Raw genomic sequence first — 25,004 nt, 5'->3', positions numbered from 1 at the left:
GTGGGCACGTTCACCGGATCCTTCAAGGGTTTCGGGGTCACCTTCGCGCACATGTTCCGCAAGGTCATCACCACCGACTACCCGTTCACGCCGCCGACCCCGGCGCCGCGCTACCACGGTCGGCACATCCTCAACCGCCACCCGGACGGGCTGGAGAAGTGCATCGGCTGCGAGCTGTGCGCCTGGGCCTGCCCGGCCGACGCGATCTACGTCGAGGGCGGCGACAACACCGACGAGGAGCGATTCTCGCCCGGTGAGCGTTACGCGAGCATCTACCAGATCAACTACGCGCGGTGCATCTTCTGCGGACTGTGCATCGAGGCCTGTCCGACCCGCTCGCTGACCATGAGCAACGAATACGAACTGGCCCGCGACAGCCGCCAGGACCTCATCTTCACCAAGAAGGAGCTCCTGGCGCCGCTGCTGCCCGGCATGGAGCAGCCTCCGCACCCGATGCGGCTGGGCGACACCGACAAGGACTACTACATCGGCGCGCTCACCAACCCGGGAACCTCGGTCGGGGCCGAGCGCGCGCCGTGGTCCGAGGCCGGCACCCACGACGCCGCCGACCCGGAGCGGCACGCCGACCGGGCTGAGACGGCCGGCACCGCCCGCCGGGCCGACGCGGGCGATCAGCCCAAGGAGGTCGCCCGATGACCCACATCGGCACCGGCGAACAGTTCGCCTTCTGGATCCTCGGCTCGATCGCGGTGATCGGCGCGCTGGGCATGGTCTTCGCCCGCAACGCCGTGCACTCCGCGCTCTGGCTCGTGCTGACGATGCTCTGCCTGGGCTTCCTCTACGTGGTCAACTCGGCCCCGTTCCTCGGCGCGGTGCAGATCATCGTCTACACCGGCGCGATCATGATGCTGTTCCTGTTCGTGCTGATGCTGGTCGGCCGGGACGCGTCGGACTCGCTGATCGAGACGCTCCGCGGGCAGCGGGTCGCCGCGATCGTCCTCGGCGTCGGCTTCGCGATCCTGGTCGGGACCGGCCTTGCCCGCTCGCTGGGCCACGAGGCCTGGACCGGGCTCGCCCAGGCGAACGGGGTGCACGGCGGCAATGTGCAGGGCCTGGCCGCGCTCCTGTTCACCAAGTACGTCTTCGCCTTCGAGGTCACCTCGGCCCTGCTCATCACGGCGGCGGTCGGCGCGATGATCATGGCCCACGTCGAGCGGGCCAAGGGCGAGATCGCCGACCAGGTGACCCGGATGACCGAGCGCTTCCGGCCCGGAAACTACCCGGGCGCCAAGCCCGGCCCCGGCGTCTACGCCAACACGATGTCGGTCGCCGCGCCGGCCAAGCTGCCGGACGGCAACGGCTCCGAGCGCAGCATCTCGCCCATCCTGCCGGTGCGTGAGCTCAGCGCCTCTGAGGCGGCTCCGAAGGGAACCGAGAAGAAATGACACCCGACTACTACCTGGTCCTGGCGGCCATTCTGTTCACCATCGGCGCGGCCGGGGTGCTGGTCCGCCGCAACGCGATCGTGCTGTTCATGTGCATCGAGCTGATGCTGAACGCCGCGAACCTGGCCTTTGTCACCTTCAGCCGCATCAACGGCAGCCTGGACGGCCAGATCATCTCGTTCTTCGTGATGGTCGTCGCGGCAGCCGAGGTCGTGGTGGGCCTCGCCATCATCATGTCGATCTTCCGTACGCGACGCTCGGCGAGCGTCGACGACGCGAACCTCCTCAAGTACTAAAGGGGCCTTCACGTGGAACAGACAGTGGAGTTCGCCCACGCGACGGGGGCGCTGAGCGGAATTTGGCTGTTGGTGGCCATTCCGCTGGCCAGCGCCGCGATTCTGCTGCTCCTCGGCAAGCGGGCTGACAAGTGGGGACACTGGCTCGGTGTCCTCTCCGTGGCCGCCTCGTTCGTGCTCGGGCTGATCTTCTTCTTCAGCCTGCGCGGACTGGACGCCAGTCACCGCTCGGCCGAACTGAGCATGTGGAAATTCATCGCGGTCGGTGGGCTGCATGTCGACTTCGGCATGCTGTTCGACCCGCTGTCCGGCGTCTTCGTCCTGCTGATCACGGGCGTCGGCTCGTTGATCCACCTGTACGCCGTCGGCTACATGGCGCACGACCCGGGACGCCGCAAGTTCTTCGCCTACTTCAACCTCTTCGTCGCGGCGATGTTGCTGCTGGTTCTCGGCAACAACTACGTGATGCTGTACTTCGGCTGGGAAGGCGTGGGTCTCGCGTCGTACCTGCTGATCTCCTTCTACGTCTACCGCCCGTCGGCGGCGACGGCCGGCAAGAAGGCGTTCCTGATGAACCGGGTCGGCGACGCCGGCCTGGCCATCGGCATCTTCCTGATGTTCGCCAAGCTCGGCAGCACGCAATACTCGGACGTCTTCAACGGGGTCGGCTCGCTCTCCTCGGCGACCGTGCTGATCCTCGGCATCCTGCTGCTGCTCGGCGCGGCCGGTAAGTCCGGCCAGTTCCCGCTGCAGGCCTGGCTGCCGGACGCGATGGAGGGCCCGACCCCGGTCTCGGCCCTCATCCACGCCGCGACGATGGTGACCGCGGGCGTCTACCTGATCGCCCGCTCCAACCACATCTTCTCGGCCAACCACAGCCTGCAGACGATCGTGGTCAGCGTCGGCGCGCTCACGCTGCTGATGGGCTGCATCATCGGCGCGGCCAAGGACGACATCAAGCGGGTCCTGGCCTGGTCGACGGTCAGCCAGATCGGCTACATGTTCCTCGGCGTCGGGCTCGGCGGCGGGGCGTACGCGCTGGCGATCATCCACCTGCTGGCGCACGGCTTCTTCAAGGCCAACATGTTCCTCGGCGCCGGTTCGGTCATGCACGCCATGAACGACCAGGTCGACATCCGGCGGTTCGGCGGCCTGCGCAAATACATGAGGTGGACCTGGCTCACCTTCATGATGGGCTGGCTCGCGATCATCGGTATCCCGCCGCTGTCCGGCTTCTTCTCCAAGGACCCGATCATCGAGGCGGCGTTCGAGCGCGGCGACTGGACGTCCTGGCTGTTCGGCTGGGCCGCGCTGATCGGTGCCGGGCTGACCGCCTTCTACATGACCCGGTTGTTCGTCCTGACCTTCCACGGTCCGGAGCGTTACACCGAGGACAACAAGCACCCGCACGAGTCGCCGGCGATCATGACGGTCCCGCTGGTGCTGCTGGCGCTCGGCTCGATCGTGGCCGGTGGCCTGCTCCACTTCGGCGGCTTCCAGGACTGGCTCACGCCGGTCACCGGCGACGCGGCCGAGCACGACGCGGTCATGCCGACCACGGTGATCAGCATCCTCGGGGTCGCGTTCGCAGTCATCGGCGCGCTCATCGCCTGGGCCATGTTCCGCAAGGGCACGGCGCTCGAACCGCAGCCGGCGGGCGTCGCGGTCACCGCGGCCCGGCGCAACCTCTACACCGACGCGTTCAACGAGGCGGTGTTCGAGCGGCCCGGCATCTACCTGACCCGGGCGCTGGTCTACCTCGACAACAAGGGCATCGACGGCCTGGTCAACGGCATCGCCGCCGGCGTCGGAGGCAGCTCCGGCCGGATCCGCCGTCTGCAGACGGGCTTCGTCCGCTCGTACGCCCTCTCGATGCTCACCGGCGCCGTGCTCGTGGTCGGCGCCTTCCTCGCGATCCAGCTTGGGTGGTTGGCGTGAACAACTTTCCGTTCCTTTCCATCCTGACGCTCCTGCCGCTGGTGGGCGCGATCGTGGTGGCGGCGATCCCACGCAGCAAGGGTGAGCTCGCCAAACGGGTCGCGCTCGTCTGGTCGCTGGCCGTGCTGGTGTTGAGCATCGTCATGTGGATCGCCTTCAAGATCGGTGGCGACCGGTTCCAGTTCCGCGAGTCGTACGCCTGGATCCCGACCTGGGACGCCCGGTTCACGTTCGCCGCCGACGGCATCGCGCTGGTCATGCTGATGCTGATCGCGATCCTGATGCCGGTCGTCATCCTGGCGTCCTGGCACGACGTGGACCAGTCGAACCGTTCGGCCCCGACCTACTTCGCGCTGCTGCTGGCCTTCGAGTTCACGATGATCGGCGTCTTCTCGGCCGCCGACATCTTCCTGTTCTACGTGTTCTTCGAGGTCATGCTCATCCCGATGTACTTCATCATCGGTTCGTTCGGTGGCCAGCGCCGCCAGTACGCCGCGGTGAAGTTCTTCCTCTACAGCCTGGTCGGCGGCCTGTTCATGCTGGCCGCCGTGATCGGGCTGTGGGTGGTCGGCGGCCACACGTTCGACTTCAACCACCTGCTCGCCTCGGCCTCGCAGATCGACCAGAACACCGCTCGCTGGCTGTTCCTCGGCTTCTTCGTGGCGTTCGCGATCAAGGCGCCGTTCTTCCCGTTCCACACCTGGCTGCCGGATGCCGGTGGCGCCGCTCCCGCCGGGGCCGCGGCTCTGCTGGTCGGCGTGATGGACAAGGTCGGCACCTTCGGCATCCTGCGGTACTGCCTGCCGCTGTTCCCCGAGGCGTCGCGCTGGTTCGCGCCGGCCGCCCTGGTGCTCGCGGTGATCGGCATCCTCTACGCGGCTCTGCTGGCGATCGGCCAGAACGACCTGAAGCGCCTGGTGTCGTACACGTCGATCGCGCACTTCGGCTTCATCGGCATCGGCATCTTCGCCTTCACCACGCAGGGCGGCACCGGCTCGGTCCTCTACATGGTCAACCACGGCCTGGCGACCGGCCTGCTGTTCATCGTGGTCGGCATGCTGGTGGCCCGCCGCGGCTCCAACCTGGTGAGCGACTTCGGCGGTGCCGGCAAGGCGATGCCGGTCATGGCCGGCGTGCTGTTGTTCGCCGGTCTCGCGTCGCTCGCGCTGCCCGGCACGGCGCCGTTCATCAGCGAGTTCCTGGTGCTGATCGGCACGTTCACGGTGCACTCGGTGTACGCCGTCATCGCGACCGCCGGCATCATCCTGGCCGCCGCGTACGTGCTGTGGATGGTCCAGCGGACCACCCAGGGCACGCCGAACCCGGCCCTGGCCGAGGTGCCGGCCATGAGCCGGGACATCACGCTGCGGGAGAAGGTCGTGGTCGCGCCACTGATCCTGCTGCTGCTGCTGCTCGGCTTCTATCCCAAGCCGGTCACTGATGTGATCAACCCGGCGGTCCAGGCGACCATGCACGATGTCGGCACGACCGACCCGGGCCCGTCGGCAGTCGCGAACGGAAAGGTGGCTCGCTAGCCATGCAGGACCTTCACCTTCCCGCGATCGACTACGGCGCACTCGCGCCCATGTTGATCCTCTTCGGGGTGGCGTGCGTCGGCGTACTCGTGGAGGCCCTGACGCCCCGCCGGATGCGCCACGCCTTCCAGCTGACCCTGTCGCTGCTCGCGATCGCCGCCTCGTTCGTCGTGGTGATCGCCGAGCACAACACGCACAAGCTCACGATCGGCGGCGCGGTCGCGGTGGACGGCCCGACGCTGTTCCTGCAGGGTGCCCTGCTCGTGCTGGGCGCCGTCTCGGTCATGCTGATCGGCGAGCGCAAGCTCGAGCGCGGCGGCCCGTTCGTCGCGCAGGCCGCGCTGACCGTCGGCTCGCAGAAGGACCTACAGCAGGCCGGCGACCAGCCGGGTGGCACCGAGGTCTACCCGCTGACCATGTTCGCGCTCGGCGGCATGCTGCTGTTCGTGGCGGCCAACGACCTGCTGACCATGTTCGTCGCGCTCGAGGTCTTCTCGCTGCCGCTCTACCTGCTGTGCGCGCTCGCCCGCCGGCGTCGCCTGCTCAGCCAGGAGGCGGCACTCAAATACTTCCTGCTCGGCTCGTACGCGTCGGCGTTCTTCCTGTTCGGCGCCGCCCTGATCTACGGCTTCGCGGGCGGGGTCCAGCTCTCCCAGGTGCACGCCGCGGTCGCCGACCCGCAGCGCAGCCAGGTGCTGCTGTACGCCGGTCTGGCCATGGTCGCGATCGGCCTGCTCTTCAAGAGCGCGCTGGCCCCGTTCCACGTCTGGACCCCGGACGTCTACCAGGGTGCCCCGACTCCGATCACGGCTCTGATGGCGGCCTGCACCAAGACGGCCGCGTTCGGTGCCCTGCTCCGAATCCTGTACGTCGCGTTCGACGGCGTGCGCTGGGACTTCCAGCCGGTGCTGGGCGTGATCGCGGTGTTGACGATGCTGGTCGGCGCCGTCCTGGCGGTCACCCAGACCGACATGAAGCGCCTGCTCGCCTACTCCTCGATCACCAACGCCGGCTACCTGCTGGTCGGTGCGCTGGCGCTCAACAAAGAGGGCCTGAGCAGCACGATGTTCTACCTGGTCGCGTACGGCTTCTCGGTCCTCGCGGCGTTCGCCATCGTCACGCTGGTGCGCGACGCCGAGGGCGAGGCCACCCACCTCTCGCGGTGGGCCGGCCTGGGCAAGAAGAGCCCGCTGTTCGCCGCGGTCTTCACGTTCATCCTGCTGGCCTTCGCCGGTATCCCACTGACCAGCGGCTTCACCAGCAAGTTCGCGGTCTTCGGCGCGGCCTGGGAGGGCGGGCAGACCTGGCTCGTCATCTTCGGTGTGATCTCCAGCATGCTGATCGCCTTCCCGTACCTGCGGGTCGTCGTGATGCTGTGGCTCTCCGAGCCCGGCGAGTCCACCCCGACCGTGTCGATCCCGGGCTTCCTCACAACGGCGGCCCTGACCGTCGGCGTGATCGTGACCGTGGGGCTGGGCGTCGCCCCGGGCCCGCTGCTCGACCTGACTCAGAACGCCGCTTCGTTCGTCCGCTAGCTCTTGCGCGAGAAGCCCCGGCCGTTCGCGGCCGGGGCTTCTCCGTTTCCGAAACCGGGTGTCCGGATGTGATCAGAGAGTTAGACGAACTTCGCTACGAACAGTGATCATTTTCTATGTCGATGGCGCTGCGTAGCGGTCGTGGAACAGAAGAGACCAAGCGCACGGGACATGTCCGGCATGTACCACCGGGCCCGCCCGGAACGGGCGCAGAGGGCCCTCGCCGCACCCGGCTCGCACTGACGAAACGGGACGAAGCCCCGCCCGTACGTTTGTCGGCATTTGACTTTGATCTTGCTACCGAGGGCCCTGGTACCAAAACTGTCCCGCCCATGTGGCATCGTGAAGAGCGTGGTGAGCACCGGTGACATGACGCTTTCGTCGCTCGGCCTCGACATCGACCCCGCGGTCGACGCGTCGGTGTCGGCGACGCTGGCCGCCGTGGAGGAGGCGCTGCGGGCAAATGTGGCCAGCGCCGATCCGTTGGTGGCCGAGGCCGCGCGGCATCTCGTCGATGCGGGCGGCAAACGGTTCCGGCCGCTGCTCGTGGCCCTCGGGGCGCAGTTCGGTGACCCGGCCGCGCCCGAGATCGTCGCGGCCGCCAACGTCGTCGAGCTGACCCACCTGGCGACGCTCTACCACGACGACGTCATGGATGAGGCGACGGTCCGGCGGGGTGCGCCGAGCGCCAATTCGCGCTGGGGCAACTCGGTGGCGATCCTGGTCGGCGACTACCTGTTCGCCCGGGCGGCCGACATCGCGGCATCGCTCGGCCCGGAGGCCGTGCGTCTGCAGGCGCGCACCTTCGCGCGGCTCGTGCACGGGCAGATCGCCGAGACCGTCGGGCCGCGCGACACCGACCCGATCGAGCACTATCTGCACGTCATCACCGAGAAGACCGGATCGCTGATCGCGACGTCGGCGCGGTTCGGCGGGCTTTTCTCGGGGGCGCCGCGCGAGGTGGTCGAGGCGCTCGCGGGCTATGGCGAGACGATGGGCATCGCGTTCCAGCTCTCCGACGACCTGCTCGACATCGCGTCGGAGAGTGTCCAGTCGGGCAAGACCCCGGGCACCGACCTGCGCGAGGGCGTGCCGACGCTGCCGGTGCTCTATGCGCTGGCCGGCGACGACACCGACGCCTCGGCGGTGCGGCTGCGGGAGCTGCTGGCGGCCGGGCCGATCACCGACGACGGCCTGCACGCCGAGGCGCTGACGCTGCTGCGTGAGTCGGCGGCGATGAAGCGGGCGCGCGAGACCGTGCGCACCTATGCCGAGGAGGCGCGGGCCCAGCTGGCGCCGCTGCCGGCCGGGGAGCCGAAGCGCGCGATGGAGGCGCTCTGCGACTTCATCGCGGATCGGACGAGCTGAGCGGATCGGACGAGCTGAGCGGATCGGACGAGCTGAGCAGCCGGCTTCCCAGGAGCATCAGAGCGGCCGCGCCCAGCATCGCCATCGCCGCGACGATCCACATCGCCGGATAGCCAGCGGCCGTGGCCAGGGCGCCCAGGCCGAGCGGGCCGACGCATCCGCCGGCATAGATTCCGGTCTGGGTGATCGAGGTGGCGGCGGCCGGCGCCTGCGGATGCATCCGAACCACGGCGAAGTTGACCAGGCCGGCCCAGCTCCAGCCGAGCCCGAAGCCGAGCACCACGCCGACGATCAGTGGCACCAGGCCGGGCGTGGCGAGCAGGAGGAGCCCGGCCGCCCCGCAGGCGAGCAGCGCGGCGACGACGCCGAGTTGTCCGCCCGGGTGCTTGTCGGCCCGCCACCCGGTGAGAACACGAGCCGCGACGCAGACCGCGCTACCGAGGGTGAGTGACAGGCCGGCCGCTCCGGGCGCGATACCCCTTGCTACCGCCGAGTCGACCAGGAACGTGCCGAGCGCGTTGGCCGAGCCGGCGGCCAGGGTCGCGCCGATCGCGATGACGACGAGGGCGCCGGTGGCGCGGCCCTTCTCCGGATGGCTTTTCCGGCCGCCCGCGGGCACCAGCAGCACGGCGCCGGCCGCGAGCACTCCGGCCAGCACGAACGCCCAGCGCCAGCCCAGCGTCAGCGCGACGGTCGGCACCGCGACGCCGGCCAGCAGCGTGCACACCGGGATCGCCGCCTGCTTCACGCCGAACGACAGCCCCTGCCGCCGGGCCGGTACGTACTGGGAGAGCGCGACGTTGCTCGACAGTTGGCCCATCGCGTTGGCCGCCGCCCCGAGCACCAGGATCGCGACGAGACTCCACAGTGCACGCGCGGCGACCGCGATCATCACCAGCGACGCCGCCGCGAGCAGGATGCCGGCGCGCGAGACGCGGACCGCCCCGAACCGTTCGACCAGGGCCCCGGCGGGCACCGAGGCAAGCGCGCTTGCCCCGAAGTACGCCGAGACCGCCAGACCCAGCCCGGCCGGTGAAAGCCGAAGCTCGTCGCTGATCTGGACGGCCAGCCCGCCCACGAGAAACACCGGCACCGAGACCGCGACCGTGGTGGTCAGCGCGCCGGCGGCGACCCGAACCGGATTTCTGCTGGTGGCAACGGTTTCAACGACGTCCGACATCGCCCGAAGCCTATGCCCTGCAGGATGCATCCAGACGCACGGAGTGCCGACAACCACACGGCCGGTGTAAATCGATCGTGATCCACATCCTTTTTGGCATTCCGTCCGAGGAAGATTATTCATATGGTGTAAGTCCCTGGCGTCGGAGGTAGCTGTGCGCGACCCCCTGGCGGAACCGTCGGATCTGATCCGGAGCGTGTCACGCGCCCTGCGCGTGCTCGAGTCAGTCGGCCGGGCTCCGCGCGGACTCACCGTGAAGCAGATAGCTCGGCGGTGCGAGCTGACCGTGGCGACGACGTACCACCTCGTGCGCACCCTGGCCTACGAGGGCTACGTGATTCGCCGCGAGGACGGCACGTACATCGTCGGACTGGAGATCGCCGATCGCTATCGCGAGCTGGTCTCCGCCTTCCGCGGACCGCCGACGGTCGGCGAGGCGCTGCGGCGGGCCGCGGTCGACACCGGCTACAGCCACTATCTCGGCCGGTTCGTCGGCGGCCGCATCGCGGTCACCGCATCGGCCGAGGGCGCCCGGTCGCCGTTCGCCGACGACATCGCCCCCGGCTTCGACGAGGGCAGCCACGCGACCGCGCTCGGCAAGGCGCTGCTCGCGACGCTCACGCCCGATCAGCGGGCGCGCTACCTGCGCGACTACGGCATGCGCGCGTTCACCCCGGCGACGCTGACCACGGCCGAGGCCATCGAGGCCGACCTGGCCGCCGGGGAGCGGCGCGGCATGCAGCTCGAGATGGGCCAGTTCAAGCAGGGCATCGCCTGTGCCGCGGTGGTGGTGATCGCCGATCGCGACATCGAGCGCCGCCTCGTGCTCGCCTGCTCGATGCCGGCCGCCGAAATGCTCACTTCCGCCCGAGTCGTCCGGGCGAAACTGACCGCCGCCGCCCGCAACGTCGCCGAAGCCCTGTCGGCCGGAGAGTCCGCCACTGCCTGACAAGGGGCCCTAAGACTCCGTTGAACCTCCCGCCGCCTCGCTGCGTAAGACACATTGCACGCGCAAGTTCGGCGGAGGGTGGTGACGGGGATGCGGTGCGAACACGAACACGACGACGGCGCTTACGTCCTCGGAGCCTTGTCCCCGGCCGAGCGAGTGGCCTACGAGAGGCATCTGGCCACCTGCTCCTTCTGCCGCGAAGCGGTGCGCGACATCTCGACCCTGCCCGATCTGCTCTCCCGGCTCGACGCCACGGAATTCGCCAAACTCGTCGACCCGAGCCTGTCGGCAGGCGAGGAGCACCACCCGATCCGGCGTCTGGTCACCCGGCGGAAGACCGCCAAAAACTTGACCGTACGCGTCCTGAGCAGCGCTGCGGCCCTGCTCCTGATCGCGCTCGTCGCGGTCGGGGTGCTCGTGCTGACCCGCGGACCGTCGGCTCCCGCCGCGACGCCACCCGGCCCCGCGGTGGCGATGATGCCGGTCGCGGGAGCCTCGCCGCTCACCGCCACCCTGCGGATGACCAGCAAGGCCGGCGGCACCCTGATCAACCTCACCTGCTCGTACAGCGAGAGCGCGACCAAGCCGTACACGTTCCGCCTGATCGCGTACGGCCCGGACGACGAGAAGGAGCAGGTCGGCTCCTGGCAGGCCGCGCCGGGCACCGACTTCCCGATGGAAGCCGTCACCCACTTCGCCGCGGGCAGCCTCTCCCGGCTCGAGCTGGTGCAGTACGACGGCAAGGCACTGCTCGCCTACGACGTCCCCTGACCTTTTGACTCCGGGTTACGGGGCCGCGGTGGCCGGTTCGACGGTGGCGGCCGTCGGATCGGCCACCTTTTGCCGGGCCTTCCCGATCGCATCCACGGTGAAGACGATCAGCGCGATCCAGACCAGGCCGAACCCGGCCAGCCGCGCCGCCGGCATCGGCTCGTGGTAGATGAACACACCGCAGGCCAGCTGAATGATCGGCGCCACGTACTGCAGGATGCCGATGCCGACCATCGGTACCCGGTTGGCCGCGCCCGCGAAGAGCAGCAGCGGAATCGCGGTCGCCACGCCGGAGAAGATCATCAGGGCGGTGTGCCCGGCCGAGACATGACCGAACTCGGCCGTGTGATCGGCGTTGATCACGATCAGATAGGCGAGCGCGGGGATCGCGATCACCGACGACTCGACGAACAGACCCTCGGCCGGCGGCAGCGCGAGACGCTTCTTCACCAGGCTGTACGACCCGAAGCTGCCGGCCAGGAGCAGGGCGATGTAGGGCAGGCGGCCGTAGTCGACGGTCAGCACGACCACGGCGACCGTGCCGACGCCGATCGCGACCCACTGCCAGATCCTCAGTCGTTCCCGCTGGACGGTCACACCGAGCAGCACGACGACGAGCGGCGTGATGAAGTAGCCGAGCGCGGTCTCGACGACCCGGTCGGAGTTGACGCCGTAGATGTAGGTGCCCCAGTTGACCGCGATCAGCAGCGCGGCCAGCACGATGCCCGGCCTGCGCACGATCAGCCGTATCCCGCGCCAGCTCCGGAGCGCGGTGAGCATCAGCGCGACGAAGACGACCGACCAGATCACCCGGTGGGCGAGAATCTCCAGTGCACCGGCCGGTTTCAGCAGCTTGAAATAGATCGGGAAGAAACCCCAGATCGCGTACGCCACCAGCCCGTACACATATCCGCGACGCTCTTCGCTCATGGCTGCACGGTAAGGCCCGATGCGCCTTCTGGTCGTTGCGTGTGACTCAGGTCGCACATCATCCAGCGGCCCGGGTCGACCTCGGCGAAGCCGTACCGGGCATAGAGCGGCTGGGCGTCCCGGGTCACGAGCAGGAACCGGGTCAGACCGCGTCCGGCCAGGTGGTCGCGCAGTGACTCGATCAGCCAGCCGCCGAGACCCTTCCCCCGGTGCCCGCGGTCGACGTAGACGTCACAGAGGTAGGCGAAGATCGTGTTGTCGGTGACCACGCGGGCCACCGCCACCTGCTCGCCGCCGAGGTAGATGCCGTACGGCTCGGAGCCCTCGACCGCGGCCCGCATCCGCTCCTCCGACCGGCCCATCGCCCAGTAGGCGTCGGTCGACAGCCAGCGGTGCACCGTGGGGAGGTCGATGCGGGCACGGTCGGAGCTCAGTTCGTAGCCGTCAGCACGGCGCAGTTCCAGCACGCCCGCGAGTCAACCGACGATCTTGGGCGGGCGCCACCGGATATCCCGCCATTTCTGTCAGTCGTCGCCGCCGTCGGGGACGAGCATGTTGAGCAGCCAGCTGACGACGCCGACCAGCAGCGCGCCCAGGACGGCACTCGGCCAGAAGTTGTCCACGTGGAACGGCAGGCTGGCCTGGCCGGCGATCCAGCTGACCAGCAGGAACAGCAGGCCGTTGACGATCAGTGCGATGAGGCCCAGCGTCAGCACGTACAGCCCGCAACCGATCGTCTTGACGATCGGCCGCAGCACGGCGTTGATGATGCCGAAGATGACCGCCACCGCGAGCAGCGTGCCGACCTTGCCGAGCGTGGTCGCCGCGTTGAGGTGGATCCCGTCGATGACCAGCGTCGATATCCACAGCGAGACCGCGGTGATCACCAGTCGGATGAGAATGCCCATGGCCCGGAATCGTGCCATGCCGACGCCATCCGGGTCCGCAACACTCGCCGATCTTGTCGATGTCGTTGCCTGGAAGCGCCCAGAAGCGGGAAATCGAGCCCTATCGCTCAGAAATCCCCCCGGCCAGCCCGAACCCCCCCGGCCGGCCCGTGAGGCCAGCCCGAGCCCTCCCCGGCGAGCTCGCGAGGCCAGCCGAGCCCCCCGGCCGGCCCGCGCGAACTCCCGGCCCGGCCGCCCGGCGCGCCACAGGCTGCTCAGGGAGGCTGCCGCCCGGCTCAGCGGGTGGGCGGACCGATCAGCTGGGACTCGATGGGGGTCTGGGCGAGGGCGGCCCAGCGGACGGCGCGGCGGTTGACGACGCCGACCATGTCGGGACGGATCTTGGTCATCCACTGGGCGACCTCGCCCAGGCCCAGGGCGGTGCCGACCAGGGTGGCCTCGGCCGGGCGCAGGGGCTGGAGGACCAGCAGGTCGGCTCGGGAGGCCACGTCGACGTCGGCCGGGCCGAACTCGTCGCGGACCACCAGCGTCGCCTGCCAGCCGGTGCCGGGGCGGTTGTCGGCGCCGACCGGGCCGACGTCGACGACGACCAGGAGGGGGTGCAGGACCGAGCCGGGGGCGATCTCGAAGGCGCGGCCCGGCGGCACCACGGCGATCGACTCGCCGGGCACGGCCGCGCCGCGGACGAACGGCTCCCACGCCTGCGGGCGGGCGGTCTGCACGACGACGCGGGCGCCGAGCGCCATCGCGCGCAGGGCGATCAGCTGGGCCGCGCGCACGCCGCCCACCAGCAGCGCCCGCGTCTGCTCAGGGCGGAACAGCCGGATCACCACCGGCTTGCCGTGCCGGTTGCTGCCCAGCATCAGCCCGCCCGAACTCACCGGCAGGTGCATGCCCTCGGCCTGCTCGGCCGGGTGCACCCCGTCGAGCGGCACCCCCGGGACGGTGGCCGGCGCCCCGCCGAGCGGCAACGTCGCGGCCAGCCCGAGGAGGTGTTCGCCGTCCAGACGGCGTACGGAAGCGTGCTCGGGTGAAAGCACCTTGCGCAACGCCTGGGCTGCGGCGGCGAGCGCGCCCGGATCGGGCGCCGCGAGGCGCACCGTGAGATCGACCGGCGTCGGGCCGTGGGCCGCCCGAGGCCCGGCGGTGACCGAGACCGTGGTGGCCGCGGCGGGCAGCGAGAGCATCCGCGTCACCAGGCGCCGGGCGGTCTCGACCTGCATGTCGGGCCAGCGGTGCAGGCGATAGGTGGCCTGGGCGAGGCCGCCGACTTTGATGCCGGGCCAGAACTCGTGGGCCGGAGCAGCCCCGTCGTCGTGCGCGATCTCGCTCAGCACCCGGACCGCGGCGGCCTCGCCGAGCGGGCGGGCGGGCACGGCGGAGAGGCGGCGGACCAGCTTGCGGGCCAGCCCGGTGAGGGCTCGGAGCAGCTCTTCCTCGGACCAGCCCTCGGTGCGCAGCACGCGGATCGCGAGCAGCGCCCGGCTGTGCCCGAGCAGACGGCCCTCGGTGAGCTGGCGATAGGAGTTGGCCGGGGTGCCCGCGCCGGCTCGCACGGCGGGCGAGGGCGCGCCGGCCAGCAGCAGCTGGATCAGCACCGGCGGCTGGTCGGGGCCGGACGCCGGCAGCAGGCTCGCGGGGGAGGGGAGCATCGGGGTGTCCTCGGCGAGCAGGCCGGCCGGGTCGCCCAGCTCGAGCACGGAGACCAGGCCGAGGCCGTCGACGATCACCGCGGCCGGGTCGCCGGCCAGCTCGGTCTGCTCGATCCGGGCGGTCGGCGCGACGAAACCGAGCAGCGAACCGGCGCCGGTGGCCGACGTGCGCGGCCGGCGACTGAACCGCAACATCACGCCGAGCCACTCGAAGATCCAGCGGCCGCGCCAGCGCAGCCAGGTGAGGGCGAGGACCAGCAGGGCCACGACGGCGCCCGCGGCGAGACCGATCGCCCCGCCGACCGCGCCGACCAGCAGGGCCACCGCGGCGACCTGGGTGCCGACGAGCTGGCTGGCCCGCACGCCGAACAACCGTCCATGTCGGACCGCTCGCGTGTTGACCTTTGGTAATGGCCTGGCCGGGCCGCTCAGCTCGCGGTAATCCCGGCCCCCCGCCACGCTTGCCGTCACCACCAACCGCCTTTTCCTGCCGCTTCCCGCCGCGCGGAGCGCATTCAACCTTGTGCGCGGCCCATCGTATGGCCCCGGGCTCGGCGAGGGGGGTGCCTGTGGACAACTGAGTTATCCACAGATCCCGATGTGGGGTATCGCTGCTGTCTCGCCAACGGCTACGGTCGGCAACGAAAAGGGCGGCCGCGGAACGCCCCCTGGCTGTTGAGGGCAGGGGTTACCGTGGGTGTCCCACGCCGATACGTCAAGGGTTCCGGCCCGTCCAATTTGGATCATGACGCACGGCGAAGACCGAAAGAGAAAGCGGGGTGACGTCCGGGGTGTCCCAGACGCAGTCTGATCACGAAGTGATGGCGCAGACCGCCGCCAAATTCGATCACGTCAATCAGTCGCTGCAGCAGATGCTCAGCACACTGATGAACGAGCTCTCGACGCTCAACAGCCAGTGGAAGGGCCTCGGCGCGGCCGCGTTCGAGCAGGTCAAGCAGCAATACCAGGCCGACCTGAAGAGCCTCAACCAGGCGCTGGGCGATACCGCCGAGTCGATCCGGGTCTCCGGTGTCGGCTACCACTCGACCGACAGCGATGCGGCCAGCCGGCTTTCGGGCTCCGGCGGTGGCGGCGTCTCGCTGCCGCTCTGAGCCGACCACGGGGAGGAAAAGACACATGGCGAACGACGGAATGCTTCTCGTCAACTTCGGCGCGATGCAACAGGCCAGCGCTGACATCCAAAAGGCGATCACCAGCATGCAGTCGCAGCTCGACGAGCTGGAGAGCGCCGCCAAGCCGCTGATCGCGACCTGGAACGGTGCCGCCCAGGAGTCATACGCGCAGCGTCAGAGCAAGTGGCGCAACGCGTCGGCCGACCTCAACCACATCCTGCAGAACATCAAGCGGGCCGTCGACCAGTCGACGGAGGACTACGTCAACACTGAGAAGGCGGCGGCTCAGCGCTTCCAGTGAAGGACGCTCACGGCGAGACGGCCGGACCAGTCATCACGACTGTCCCGGCCGTTTCCGTTTAGTCCGTTCTTTCGGGGTTGAGGTCCCCCGATCGTTGTAATGGCCTGGCGGGCCGGCAAGACTACTATCGGTGGCTGAATGATCGCTTCCAGCGACCGAAACGGGCGTGCCAGTTGCTTCGGAGCCGCGCAGAGGGTGCCTTTTACCCGACTTCTCAGTCAGCGCACTGCCGCCCATTGTGATCGCCGCCTGACCTTGTAGGTTGTACGCGTTGAGATGGCCTCGTCGCGCGGTGGGGAGAGGTGGACGTGTCCGAGTGGGAACCGGCTACGGACGCCGAGGTTGCGATGCGCGATGCGCTACGCACGGACGACCAAGAGTCGTACTTTCGTGTTCTCTCCAGCGTTGACCTACTGCTGCCGGTGTCAGCCGACGCCTTGGCCGGCCAGGAGCCGCTGGGCTGGGGCACCTGGAGCACCGGCGGGCGCACACACGTGCTCGCCTTCACGTCGAGTCAGGCGCTTCAGTCCTGCCTGTCCGACTATTCCGGTTCGGCCCGCCGTGTTCCCTATGCCGAGCTGGCCGAAACCTGGCCAAACCTGGAGTGGTGGCTCGCCGTCAACCCGGGGTTGCCGGTCGAGGGCTATCTTCCGGCCTGGTTCGTCGCCCAGCTGTCCCGCGGCGACCTGAGGCTGCCGACCCGGGGCCCGGGCCGCGAGCCGCCGAAGATCCAAGACCTGCACGCGGCGGCCGTCGCGCACAATGCCGCCGCGACCGGTGAGGCGCCCGCGCAGGGTGCTGTCTACGGTCAGGCACCCGGAACTGCGGCCGCGGCCGCGGGTTACGACCGGGCGGGCCTGCCCAACCAGCCCGTCTCGGGTGCGGCGCCGGCGGGCTACGGCCAGCCGGGACAGCAGCCCGGGGTCAGCGGCGTGGCGGCCGCGTTCGGGCGCACGCCCGGGCAGGGTGCCGCGGCCGCGTTCGGCCAGACCGCGGCCGCGTTCGGTGGCCAGGGCGGCGCGTCCCACCCGCCGGCCGCCCAGCCGGGCAGCCCGGCCGCCGCTTCCGCCTACGGCCAGTCCGTCAGTCCTGGCCCTTCCGGCTACGGCCAGTCCGTCAGTCCCGGCCCCTCCGGCTACGGCCAGGCGGCGGGAAGCCCCGCCGCGCCCGCGGGCTATGGCCAGCCGGGCGTTCCGGCCGGCTACGGTCAGCCGGGCGTGCCGCCGGGCTACGGTCAGCCGGGCGCAGCGGCCGGCAGCCCCGCGGCCTATGGCTCGCCCGCGTCAGCCGCCGGCAGCCCAGCCGCCGGCAGCCCAGCCGCCGGCAGCCCAGCCGCCTACGCCCAGCCCGCCGCGGCGCCCTCGAGTCAACCCGGCGGCACAGCAGCGTCGCCCTACCGTCAGCCGGCCGGGCCGGCGGGCGGATTCGGTCCGGGTGCTTCCGCGCCGACGAGTGATCCGGGCAGCGCGGCCTCCCCATATGGGCAGGACGGCGGCTATGGCCAGCCCGCCACGAGCCATCCCGGCGGTGCACTCGCGCCCTCTCCCTATGGGCAGGGCGGCGGTTATGGCCGGCCCGCCGACGCCCCCACCAGCCACCCGGGCAGTGGACCCTACAGCCAGGCGCCCACGAGCCACCCGGGCGCGGCAACCCCGCCCGCCTATGGCCAGCCCGCCGCGGCCCCGCCGCCCTATGGCCAGACCCCGGGTGCCCGCCTCGGCGGTGCCTTCGCGCCTCCGAGCGCACAGCCCCCGAGCGCACAGCCTTCAAGCGCACAGCCCCCGAGCGCACAGCCTCCGGCCTATGGTCAGCCCACCGCCCGGCCGACCAGCGGAGCACAGCCCCCGGCCGCTTACGCGCCTCCGATTCCGCCGTCGGCCCCGGCCAAGCCCGAGGTCGGCCCGGGCGGCCTGCCCATTCGTACCCCGGGCGCGGTCAACCCGACCAGCGGCCTGCCCACGCGGAGTCCCTCCGGTCCGGCCGCCGCCCCCTCAGGTCGCGGCTGGGACGGCGAGAGCGACCCCCGCGGCGCTCTGCAGAACCCGAGCGGTCCGCTTCCGGTGCGTACGCCGATGGCCCAGACACCCCCGGTGCCGGACAACTTCGCCCCGCACAACCCCGACGAGACCCCGTTCGAACCTCGGTGGTCCAGTCGGGGAGCGGCGCCGTCGGCCCCGGCCGCCACCCGGTCGAGCCTCGGTGACCTGCCCCGCCGCAACGTCACCCCGCCCGCGGCCGAGCCGGCCACCGGCGCCGGCTTCCCGCAGGGCCCGGCCTCCCCGGCCGCGGCACGCGCCACCCAACCGGCAACGGCCCAGCCCGGAATGGGCCAGCCCGGGGGCCAGCCCGGAATGGGCCAGCCCGGGGGCCAGCCCGGAATGGGTCAGCCGGGGGGCCAGCCTGGATTGGGTCAGCCTGGGATGGGCCAGCCCGCGGCGGCCCAGCAGCCTCAGAGCCCGGCCGCACCCGTCGCCGGCTTCGGCAGCCCGCTGCCGCGGCGCCAGGCCGGCTCACCGTCGGCGTCTCCGACCGACATGACGAGCTTCCCGGCCTTCCAGACCGCGGCCGAGCGCGCCGCCCGCCCGGCCAGCGCCCCGATGAACTCGGCCGCCGCGATCGCCCCGCCCGCTCGTCCCGGCGTCGTGCCGCCGGTGATTCCCGGTGCGGCCGGCAGCGATCGTCCGGCCCGGTTCCCCGAGGCCAAGCCGCTCGAGACCCGCGGCGCCACCCCGGTGCCCGCGCCCGCCGCCCCGGCCCTGCCGAGCCGGCAACCGGCCGCGGCCCCGCCGCCCCCGCCGCCCTCGGGCGAGCCGTTCGTCCCGGCCAACGACGTCGAGCGGGAGCTTCACGACGCCGCCGAGGCCGGCAACACCGACCGGTTCCTCTCCACTCTGCTGCTGGCCACCGTCCTGGTTCCGGTCGCGCACCACTCCCGCCCGGGCAGCGCGCCGGGCGAGTCCGGGTTCGCGTTCCGCACCGAGCAGATGGACGGCGAGCAGTTCCTGATCGTGTTCACCAGCCGTGACCGGCTCTCCGAGCACTTCGAGGAGCCGACCCGTACGGTCGGCGTCCGGTTCTACGAGCTGATCCGCAACTGGCCCGACCCGGCCTGGTCGTTCGCCGTCAACCCGGGCTCCCCGGTCGGCGCGAAGTACCCGGGTCCGCAGGTCATCGCGCTCGCCAACTGGGCGACCGAGGCCGGTCTCGGTGCCGAGCCCGAGGCGTCCGGCGAGGTCGACCCGGTTCCCGCGCCGGCGCCGGTCAACGATGAGGCGCAGCACGCCACGGTCATGCAGAAGACGATCCCGCCCGATCAGGTCGACTACTACCTGGAGCGTGGCTACGACCGGGTGGCCGGTTTCGTGCACCGGGCGACCGAGGTCGAGCACCTGCGCACACCGGGCGAGTTGTTCGGCGCGCTCGGCCTCACCTACGACTCGTCGCCGCATCTGTCGGACGCCAAGGAGGCGTACGTCCTGCGCTGGCCGGCCTATCGGCCGAGCCTCTACCGCATTCCCTACGGCGGGCAGAATGAGCAGGCGCTGAAGGCGATGGACGGCTGGGTGATCGAGCGGCCGCCGTTCCGGGGCAACGGTTTCGCCCCGGGTGAGGGACGCGATGTCGTCGCCGAGTTCAAGGTGGACAGTGTGCGGCTGCCGCACGGCGCGCAGCTGTGGCGTCTCGACGCCGACGGCAACGAGCGCATGGTCGCCATCTTCGACAACGACGGTCCGACCTGGCGCCGGGTGGGTGAGCAGTGATGCGCGACGGTTACGTGGTGAGCTGGCAGGGCCGCGAATACGACGCGGCCCCCGACGGCGACGACGTGCGGATCTATTCGCCCGAGCCGGCTTCCGGCTTCGAGGAGGTCAAGCCGGGGCGGTACGCGCGGGTCCTCGGGCCGGACGACTACGACGAGCTGGTCTACGTCCGCACCACCTGCACGTGGCGCGGCGCCCCGTTCATCGTGCTCGGTGAGTCCGATTCGTGGCTGCGGGTCGAATACACCGGTGGCCGCGCCCCGATCGCCCGCCAGCTCGGCCTGGAGGAGTTCGACTTCGGCGTCTATCAGGGCTGGGCGCCGGTTCACGAGGTCTCCGACCTGGGCGAGCAGCGGATCTGAGGGACGGGCATCGACTATTACCTGGTGCCGGACGGCGTCCTGATCGAGGAGTTCGTGCGCGACCGGGACCATTCGGCGCGGGGTCTTCGCGGGGCGGTCTGGACGGCCGCCGAACCCCGCTGGCGTGGCGCGTCGTCGTTCAGCCGGGCTATGCGTACCGATCCCGCGCTGCTGGCCCGGGTGATGCCGACCGACCGGGCCGGGGCCGAGGCGGTGATCGGGGATCTGGCGGCCGAGGGGGAGCTTCGGGCGCACTTCCTCGACTACGAGCCGTTCGCCTCCGCGCCTCCGCTGCGGTTGCGGCCGGCTGAGGTGCCGGACGGGTTCCGGGAGCACCGGCTCTATCGGGTGCTCTTCGCCAAGGATCCGCGGGACGGCGAGTTCACGGGCCGCCGGACGGTCGGCGGCGACCATTTCAGTTGGACGCTGCGCCGGGTCGGCGGCGGCCTCGGCTGGGGTCTCGACGTGACCGTGCTGCTGGCGAGCGGCGCCGACGACGCGGTCGGGCCGGTTCTCGACGAGCTCACCGGCACACTTCGGGGCCGGGGCCTGATTCCGGTGACGACCGAGAGGTTCGCCTAGGAGAGGCGCCGTCGGGCGCCGAAGCCGAGGTCCTTGCGGTGATACCAGTTGATGTCGGTCTCGCCCTCCAGCCAGCACAGGTACACCGCCAGGCCGTCGAGATCGGCCGGGAAGTCGACCAGCAGCGGCGCCACACCCTTGAGTTCCGCCCCGGTCTCCTGGATCTCGGTCATCAGCTCGTTGAGCCGGGCCTCGACCGCCTTGCGTTCGGGCAGGCCACCCAGCGGGCTTCGCTCACCGGGCACGGCGAGTGCCGCCGACAGTTCGACCATGTCGGCCCGCAACGTCACGATCTCGTCGAGCACCGGGCGCAGCCGAGTCAGCTCGCTGCGGGCCTCGTCGAGCGTAAAGAGTCCCATGGACGAATTATGGCGTCTTCAGCCAGCGCAGGATCTCGCCGGTGACGACGTCGGTCGCCTCCTGGTGGAGGAAGTGGCCGGCGCCGGGGATGAGCCGCCACTCGTACGGCGCGATCACGTAACGCCCGGAGCCCTGCGCCGTCCGCGGCAGCGTCGCCGTGTCGAGCTCGCCGTGCAGTTGCAGGGTGGGCGTCACCAGCGGCACCTGCATGAGCTTGACGAACCGGTAGCCCTGCAGACGCATCGCGCTGCGGAACACCCAGCGGTAGGCCTCGAGCGCGCAGAACGCCGCCTGCGGGATCTGCATCGCCTCCCGGCAGCGGGCCGAATAGTCGGCGAACTCGGGTGTGGCCCGCCACCGCGGGCTGCTCCACTTGGCCATCAGCTCGCCGACCAGGGCGGCGTCGTCGCGCGTCAGCACGTGCTCGTAGCGCGGCACCTGGAACTTCAGGACGGTGGCCGAGGCGGTGAACTGGCCGCGTGGATCGGCGAACAGGGCCGCCCGCAGTCGCAGCGGATGGGCCGCGCCGAGCACGACCAGCCGGCTGACCATCTTGGGGTGGAACGCGGCGGCGGCCCAGCCGACCATGCCGCCCGCACCCGCGCCGACGATCATCGCCGAGCGCTCGCCGAGGGCCCGGATCAGCCCGGTGACGTCAGCCGCCATGGTGTAGCCGTCGTAGCCGCGCGGTGGCTTGTCGCTGGCGCCGTAGCCCCGGAGGTCGATCGCGACCGCTCGGAAGCCGGCGTCGGCGACCCGGGTCATCACGTCGTGCCACGCCCACCAGAATTCGGGGAAGCCGTGCAGGAACAGCACCAGCGGGCCGGTGCCGGCCTCGACGACGTGGAAGCGGCTGCCGTTGGCCCCGACGAAACGGTGTGTCCAGGGTCCTTCCACCAGCACGCCCGAGTCGTCCATGCGCTCCAGCCTAGGCGCTTACGGTGATCATGGCCGTGTCGGGCGCGCGAAGCTCAGCCGCAGCTCAGCGCAGCGGCTCGGCGGCGGTCATCTCGACCAGTTTGCCGGGACCGCACCAGATCCGGGCGACCGCCGGCTTGATCGTGACCCGCATCCGGGCGCCCTTGACCAGCTTGGTGCCGTCGGAGGCGTGCAGGGCATACCGCGTACCGTCGTCGGTCGACAGCTCGTAGCACGGACCGGAACCCCCGGCAGTCACCGTGCCCACCACAAAGCCCGGGGGTTTGATCCGGTCGGTCGGCATGTCCGGCGGCCCGCTGGACCGGGTCGGTACAGGCGCAGGCGCCGGGGAAGCAGCCGGCTGCGCGCATCCGGCCAGCCCGGTCAGCCCGGCCAGCAGCAAGATCGCAAGAAAGGTCCGCATATCGCCTCCGACGTCCGCGCGCGAGGCCCGGTTCCGCACAACGGCGCCCGGGAAGCGAACTTCCCGGGCGCCGAAGAGGTGACGGATCAGAAGACCCCGACCGTCATCGAGGTGCCGTTCTGGTTGAGCACCGCGATCTTGACGCCGACCGCGGGGAGCTTGACGCCCTGGTTCGGCAGCTCGCTGTAGAAGTACTTGCCCTTGTCGTTGAAGATCGGCGAAGGCAGCTGCGGGTACACCGGCGAGGGCTTGCCCTCGACGTGCAGCAGCATGCCATCGGTCGGCCGGAGGCCGAACGGCGCGTCGTAGATCTGCACCCGCGAACGCCACGGCACGCCGTTGACGTTGTTGAACGGCTTCGGGTGCGCGTCGACGTAGAGGTTGCGCCCGACGCCCGGGTGCACGTTGGTGTTGTTGTCGGCCTGCGAGGTGTCCCAGTACGAGATCAGCAAGCCGGTCTGGTAGTTGTAGTGCTCCACGAAGTCGGGCTTGGCCGGGGTGAAGCCGAAGTTGTACGGCCCGGTCTCGAGGTAGCGGTCGTAACCGGTGTAGCTGCGGTTGCCCGCGATGTAGTAGTTGGCGAAGTCGGCGGTCGTGCTCGCCCCGACGATCGAGAACCCGTCCATCGCCCAGGTCGTCGCGCCCTCGGCCCCGTCGGCCAGCACGGTCGCGCCGTCGGCGGTGATGGTCAGCTCGTCGCCGAAGAAGCCGCCGGCCGAGACGCCACCGTCGGTGACGTAGTGCAGCCGGAACTTGATCGCCTTACCGGCGTACGCGGTGAGCGGCACCGCGATGTCGGCCCAGTTGCCGCCCGAGTCACCGGTCAGCGCCGGCTTGCCGCTCGGGTCGTTCGGGATGGTCGCGCCGTTGAGCGTGCCGCCGAGCCGGTCCCAGTTCGTGCCGCCGTCGGTCGACGCCTCGAAGTAGAGGTAGTCGAAGTCCTGCTCGATGTTGTAGCGGCCCTTGAGCGTGACGCTCGCGCTGGTCTTTCCGGTCAGGTCGATGTCGTGGGACAGCGAGTTGTCCAGACCGTCGGCGTTGCCGGAGAAGAACTGCTTCGTGCCCGCGAAGGGCGCCCCGAGCTGGGTTGTGACTTCCTTGGGCGGAAGCGTCACCACCACTGCCTGTTTCTTCGCGGTGTTGTACTCCTCGGGACCGAGGTTGACGATCTTCGACTGGCCGGCCTTGACCGACTGGTAGTTGAGCCAGCCCAGCTGCAGCTTGTTCCACGCGCCCATGTCGCCGGGGCGGGTGCCCAGAGGCTCACCGGCCGCGTTCAGGCGGCTCTGCGCCATCAGCGTCCAGTATTCGCTGTTGTTGTCGCCGAGGCCGCTGGTGTCGTAGTCGTCGGGCAGACCCAGGTCGTGGGTGTACTCGTGGGTGAAGACGCTCAGGCCGCCGTTTTCCGGCTGGATCGTGTAGTCGCCGATCCAGATGCCGCTGTCGCCGACCTGGCTGCCGCCGAGCAGGTTGCCGGACGGACCGGTCACGCCCTGGTCGGTGGGGTACGCGTACCACCGGTGGCTCCAGATCGCGTCCTCGCCCTGCTGCGGGTCGCCGTCCGCTTCGTCACCGCCGGCGTGGACGATCTGGAAGTGGTCGATGTACCCGTCCGGCTCGTTGAAGTTGCCGTCGCCGTCGAAGTCGTAGCGGTCGTACTGGTCGAACGACTTCAGGTCGGCCGAGATCTGGGCGTCGGTGCGCCCGGCCGCCTTCTGGTCGGCCACCCACTGGTTGGCCGCGTCGCGAATCAGCGCCCACGTGTTGTTGCAGACGTTGCTGCCGCAGAGGTTCCGGCCGTAGCGGGCCTCGTTGTACGGCACCTTGACCCAGTCGGTGACCTCGCCGTCGACGCTGTACCGGCCGGACGACTCCGTCTGCATGTACGTCTTGAGCGACTCGCCCTTGGTGCCGAAGTAGAGGTCGCGGTAGTGGGCGGCGTTGTAGTCAGCCTGCCACACCGTGGAGTTGTCCTTCGACCGGTCCGGCTGGGGGATCTTGTTGTGCAGCGGGCCGTCGAATGTCGTCGGGCCGGGTGTGTCCGGGTCGCTGTCGACGTCGGGGTAGGCCGGGTCGCGCTGGTCGCCGAACTCGGCCAGGATCACGAAGATCCGGTCGGTGCGTTCGCGGGCGACCTCGACGTACTGGTCCTTGCCTTTGCCGTGCGAGCGGTCCCGCCCGAGCTTGACCACCGTGCTGCCGTTCTTCGTGACCGGCTTGGCCTTGCCGCTGACCACATCGGACACTGCCGCCGTCCGCAGGGCGCGGCGCTTGTCCTCGAGGGGGTTGGGCAGATCGTCGATCGGTGCGGCTTTCTTGCCGGCGTTGGCCGCCGGTGCCGGATCGGCGGGCGGTGCCGCGGTGGCCGCGGCCGGGAGCATGATCCCGACACTGGTCACCATCGCGGCGCCGAGCAGTCCTACGACCACCTTGCGCACTACGTTTACCTCCGCTTGCTCAGCCGGAACGCCTCGGATTGCGAGGCTGTGGTTCAACGTATGTAAAGACAGCGATGCGTGGTCGGGTCGATCTGAATCGATAGCTGATGGTTACGTGTTATGTCAGGGCCATAACGCGTTCGGGGGGGGGGGGGGGGGGCCCCGGCGTGGGGAGGGGGGTGCCCCGGAAAAAGGCGGGGGGGGCGGCCACCCCCACCCACAACCCCCCCACCGAGTGGCGGAACCCCCCCCGGCAG

Annotated in this window: 23 protein-coding genes; 14 read left to right on the top strand and 9 right to left on the bottom strand. The window is 70.2% G+C overall.

Annotated features, from left to right (window positions below; genetic code table 11):
- The 7 genes from nuoI (at nt 1) to AB0M88_RS09715 (ending at nt 8,078) form a co-directional block, all read left to right on the top strand.
- Nucleotides 1–657, top strand: a complete 657-nt coding sequence (gene nuoI, locus AB0M88_RS09745) for an NADH-quinone oxidoreductase subunit NuoI (protein ID WP_364098145.1) — start codon at nt 1–3, stop codon at nt 655–657.
- Entirely contained in the window at nt 654–1,406 is a 753-nt protein-coding gene (locus AB0M88_RS09740) for an NADH-quinone oxidoreductase subunit J (protein WP_364098142.1), read from the top strand. Before nuoI ends, AB0M88_RS09740 begins: the two co-directional genes overlap by 4 nt.
- The gene (gene nuoK, locus AB0M88_RS09735; protein ID WP_364098139.1) at nt 1,403–1,702 is read left to right on the top strand and encodes an NADH-quinone oxidoreductase subunit NuoK; all 300 of its coding nucleotides are present in this window, start codon (nt 1,403–1,405) and stop codon (nt 1,700–1,702) included. Before AB0M88_RS09740 ends, nuoK begins: the two co-directional genes overlap by 4 nt.
- A 12-nt stretch (nt 1,703–1,714) precedes the next feature.
- The gene (gene nuoL, locus AB0M88_RS09730) at nt 1,715–3,640 is read left to right on the top strand and encodes an NADH-quinone oxidoreductase subunit L (RefSeq protein ID WP_364098136.1); all 1,926 of its coding nucleotides are present in this window, start codon (nt 1,715–1,717) and stop codon (nt 3,638–3,640) included.
- Nucleotides 3,637–5,175, top strand: coding sequence for an NADH-quinone oxidoreductase subunit M (locus AB0M88_RS09725; protein ID WP_364098133.1), 1,539 nt, complete (start codon nt 3,637–3,639; stop codon nt 5,173–5,175). Before nuoL ends, AB0M88_RS09725 begins: the two co-directional genes overlap by 4 nt.
- Nucleotides 5,176–5,177: 2 nt before the next feature.
- Nucleotides 5,178–6,710, top strand: coding sequence for an NADH-quinone oxidoreductase subunit NuoN (gene nuoN / locus AB0M88_RS09720; RefSeq protein ID WP_364098130.1), 1,533 nt, complete (start codon nt 5,178–5,180; stop codon nt 6,708–6,710).
- Nucleotides 6,711–7,079: 369 nt separating this feature from the next.
- Nucleotides 7,080–8,078 carry a polyprenyl synthetase family protein gene (locus AB0M88_RS09715; RefSeq protein ID WP_364098416.1) on the top strand — a complete coding sequence of 333 codons (999 nt, stop codon included), beginning with the start codon at nt 7,080–7,082 and terminating at the stop codon, nt 8,076–8,078.
- On the opposite strand, the gene AB0M88_RS09710 is transcribed toward AB0M88_RS09715, so the two are convergent.
- On the bottom strand, nt 8,056–9,258 hold the full coding sequence (locus AB0M88_RS09710) for an MFS transporter (protein WP_364098127.1): 1,203 nt from the start codon (nt 9,256–9,258) through the stop codon (nt 8,056–8,058). The genes AB0M88_RS09715 and AB0M88_RS09710 overlap by 23 nt on opposite strands.
- 154 nt (nt 9,259–9,412) lie before the next feature.
- On the opposite strand from AB0M88_RS09710, the gene AB0M88_RS09705 reads away from it, so the two are divergent.
- Nucleotides 9,413–10,207, top strand: a complete 795-nt coding sequence (locus AB0M88_RS09705) for an IclR family transcriptional regulator C-terminal domain-containing protein (protein ID WP_364098123.1) — start codon at nt 9,413–9,415, stop codon at nt 10,205–10,207.
- A gap of 90 nt (nt 10,208–10,297) precedes the next feature.
- Nucleotides 10,298–10,978: a zf-HC2 domain-containing protein gene (locus AB0M88_RS09700; RefSeq protein ID WP_364098120.1), complete on the top strand. Its 681-nt coding sequence runs from the start codon at nt 10,298–10,300 to the stop codon at nt 10,976–10,978.
- Nucleotides 10,979–10,993: 15 nt separating this feature from the next.
- Here the strand turns inward: AB0M88_RS09700 and rarD are convergent, their stop codons facing one another.
- From rarD to eccE, 4 genes are all read right to left on the bottom strand, one after another.
- Complete coding sequence (rarD, locus tag AB0M88_RS09695) at nt 10,994–11,908, bottom strand: EamA family transporter RarD (RefSeq protein WP_364098117.1); 915 nt, start codon at nt 11,906–11,908, stop codon at nt 10,994–10,996.
- Complete coding sequence (locus AB0M88_RS09690; protein WP_364098114.1) at nt 11,905–12,375, bottom strand: GNAT family N-acetyltransferase; 471 nt, start codon at nt 12,373–12,375, stop codon at nt 11,905–11,907. Before AB0M88_RS09690 ends, rarD begins: the two co-directional genes overlap by 4 nt.
- Nucleotides 12,376–12,432: 57 nt before the next feature.
- Nucleotides 12,433–12,816: a phage holin family protein gene (locus AB0M88_RS09685; protein WP_364098111.1), complete on the bottom strand. Its 384-nt coding sequence runs from the start codon at nt 12,814–12,816 to the stop codon at nt 12,433–12,435.
- A 275-nt stretch (nt 12,817–13,091) separates the two neighbouring features.
- Nucleotides 13,092–14,831, bottom strand: a complete 1,740-nt coding sequence (eccE, locus tag AB0M88_RS09680; RefSeq protein WP_364098108.1) for a type VII secretion protein EccE — start codon at nt 14,829–14,831, stop codon at nt 13,092–13,094.
- Nucleotides 14,832–15,259: 428 nt separating this feature from the next.
- On the opposite strand from eccE, the gene AB0M88_RS09675 reads away from it, so the two are divergent.
- The 5 genes from AB0M88_RS09675 (at nt 15,260) to AB0M88_RS09655 (ending at nt 20,607) form a co-directional block, all read left to right on the top strand.
- A complete protein-coding gene (locus AB0M88_RS09675; protein WP_364098413.1) occupies nt 15,260–15,580 on the top strand; it encodes a WXG100 family type VII secretion target in 321 nt (106 codons plus the stop codon).
- Nucleotides 15,581–15,605: 25 nt separating this feature from the next.
- On the top strand, nt 15,606–15,902 hold the full coding sequence (locus tag AB0M88_RS09670; RefSeq protein ID WP_364098105.1) for a WXG100 family type VII secretion target: 297 nt from the start codon (nt 15,606–15,608) through the stop codon (nt 15,900–15,902).
- 308 nt (nt 15,903–16,210) lie between these two features.
- Nucleotides 16,211–19,663, top strand: a complete 3,453-nt coding sequence (locus AB0M88_RS09665) for an SseB family protein (protein ID WP_364098102.1) — start codon at nt 16,211–16,213, stop codon at nt 19,661–19,663.
- Nucleotides 19,660–20,025: a hypothetical protein gene (locus tag AB0M88_RS09660; RefSeq protein ID WP_364098099.1), complete on the top strand. Its 366-nt coding sequence runs from the start codon at nt 19,660–19,662 to the stop codon at nt 20,023–20,025. Before AB0M88_RS09665 ends, AB0M88_RS09660 begins: the two co-directional genes overlap by 4 nt.
- 24 nt (nt 20,026–20,049) lie before the next feature.
- On the top strand, nt 20,050–20,607 hold the full coding sequence (locus AB0M88_RS09655; RefSeq protein WP_364098096.1) for a hypothetical protein: 558 nt from the start codon (nt 20,050–20,052) through the stop codon (nt 20,605–20,607).
- Here the strand turns inward: AB0M88_RS09655 and AB0M88_RS09650 are convergent.
- From AB0M88_RS09650 to AB0M88_RS09635, 4 genes are all read right to left on the bottom strand, one after another.
- Nucleotides 20,604–20,966: a DUF2203 domain-containing protein gene (locus tag AB0M88_RS09650; RefSeq protein WP_364098093.1), complete on the bottom strand. Its 363-nt coding sequence runs from the start codon at nt 20,964–20,966 to the stop codon at nt 20,604–20,606. The two genes, AB0M88_RS09655 and AB0M88_RS09650, sit on opposite strands and share 4 nt — an antisense overlap.
- 7 nt (nt 20,967–20,973) lie before the next feature.
- The gene (locus AB0M88_RS09645) at nt 20,974–21,885 is read right to left on the bottom strand and encodes an alpha/beta hydrolase (RefSeq protein ID WP_364098090.1); all 912 of its coding nucleotides are present in this window, start codon (nt 21,883–21,885) and stop codon (nt 20,974–20,976) included.
- A 64-nt stretch (nt 21,886–21,949) separates the two neighbouring features.
- A complete protein-coding gene (locus AB0M88_RS09640; RefSeq protein ID WP_364098087.1) occupies nt 21,950–22,309 on the bottom strand; it encodes a hypothetical protein in 360 nt (119 codons plus the stop codon).
- Nucleotides 22,310–22,395: 86 nt separating this feature from the next.
- Nucleotides 22,396–24,747 carry an immune inhibitor A domain-containing protein gene (locus tag AB0M88_RS09635; protein WP_364098084.1) on the bottom strand — a complete coding sequence of 784 codons (2,352 nt, stop codon included), beginning with the start codon at nt 24,745–24,747 and terminating at the stop codon, nt 22,396–22,398.
- Nucleotides 24,748–25,004 lie beyond the last annotated feature (257 nt).

The organism is Actinoplanes sp. NPDC051411 (genome assembly GCF_040682075.1).
Classification (GTDB): domain Bacteria; phylum Actinomycetota; class Actinomycetes; order Mycobacteriales; family Micromonosporaceae; genus Actinoplanes.
Note: the sequence above shows the minus strand (reverse complement) of the source record. Positions and strands in the feature narration are given on the sequence as shown.

Coding starts and splice junctions, on each gene's coding strand:
- AB0M88_RS09670 (WP_364098105.1), top strand. CDS start 15,606: ATGGCGAACGACGGAATGCTTCTCGTCAACTTCGGCGCGATGCAACAG.
- AB0M88_RS09700 (WP_364098120.1), top strand. CDS start 10,298: ATGCGGTGCGAACACGAACACGACGACGGCGCTTACGTCCTCGGAGCC.
- AB0M88_RS09645 (WP_364098090.1), bottom strand. CDS start 21,885: ATGGACGACTCGGGCGTGCTGGTGGAAGGACCCTGGACACACCGTTTC.
- AB0M88_RS09740 (WP_364098142.1), top strand. CDS start 654: ATGACCCACATCGGCACCGGCGAACAGTTCGCCTTCTGGATCCTCGGC.
- nuoN (WP_364098130.1), top strand. CDS start 5,178: ATGCAGGACCTTCACCTTCCCGCGATCGACTACGGCGCACTCGCGCCC.
- rarD (WP_364098117.1), bottom strand. CDS start 11,908: ATGAGCGAAGAGCGTCGCGGATATGTGTACGGGCTGGTGGCGTACGCG.
- AB0M88_RS09715 (WP_364098416.1), top strand. CDS start 7,080: ATGACGCTTTCGTCGCTCGGCCTCGACATCGACCCCGCGGTCGACGCG.
- AB0M88_RS09685 (WP_364098111.1), bottom strand. CDS start 12,816: ATGGGCATTCTCATCCGACTGGTGATCACCGCGGTCTCGCTGTGGATA.
- AB0M88_RS09650 (WP_364098093.1), bottom strand. CDS start 20,966: ATGGGACTCTTTACGCTCGACGAGGCCCGCAGCGAGCTGACTCGGCTG.
- AB0M88_RS09640 (WP_364098087.1), bottom strand. CDS start 22,309: ATGCGGACCTTTCTTGCGATCTTGCTGCTGGCCGGGCTGACCGGGCTG.
- AB0M88_RS09710 (WP_364098127.1), bottom strand. CDS start 9,258: ATGTCGGACGTCGTTGAAACCGTTGCCACCAGCAGAAATCCGGTTCGG.
- nuoK (WP_364098139.1), top strand. CDS start 1,403: ATGACACCCGACTACTACCTGGTCCTGGCGGCCATTCTGTTCACCATC.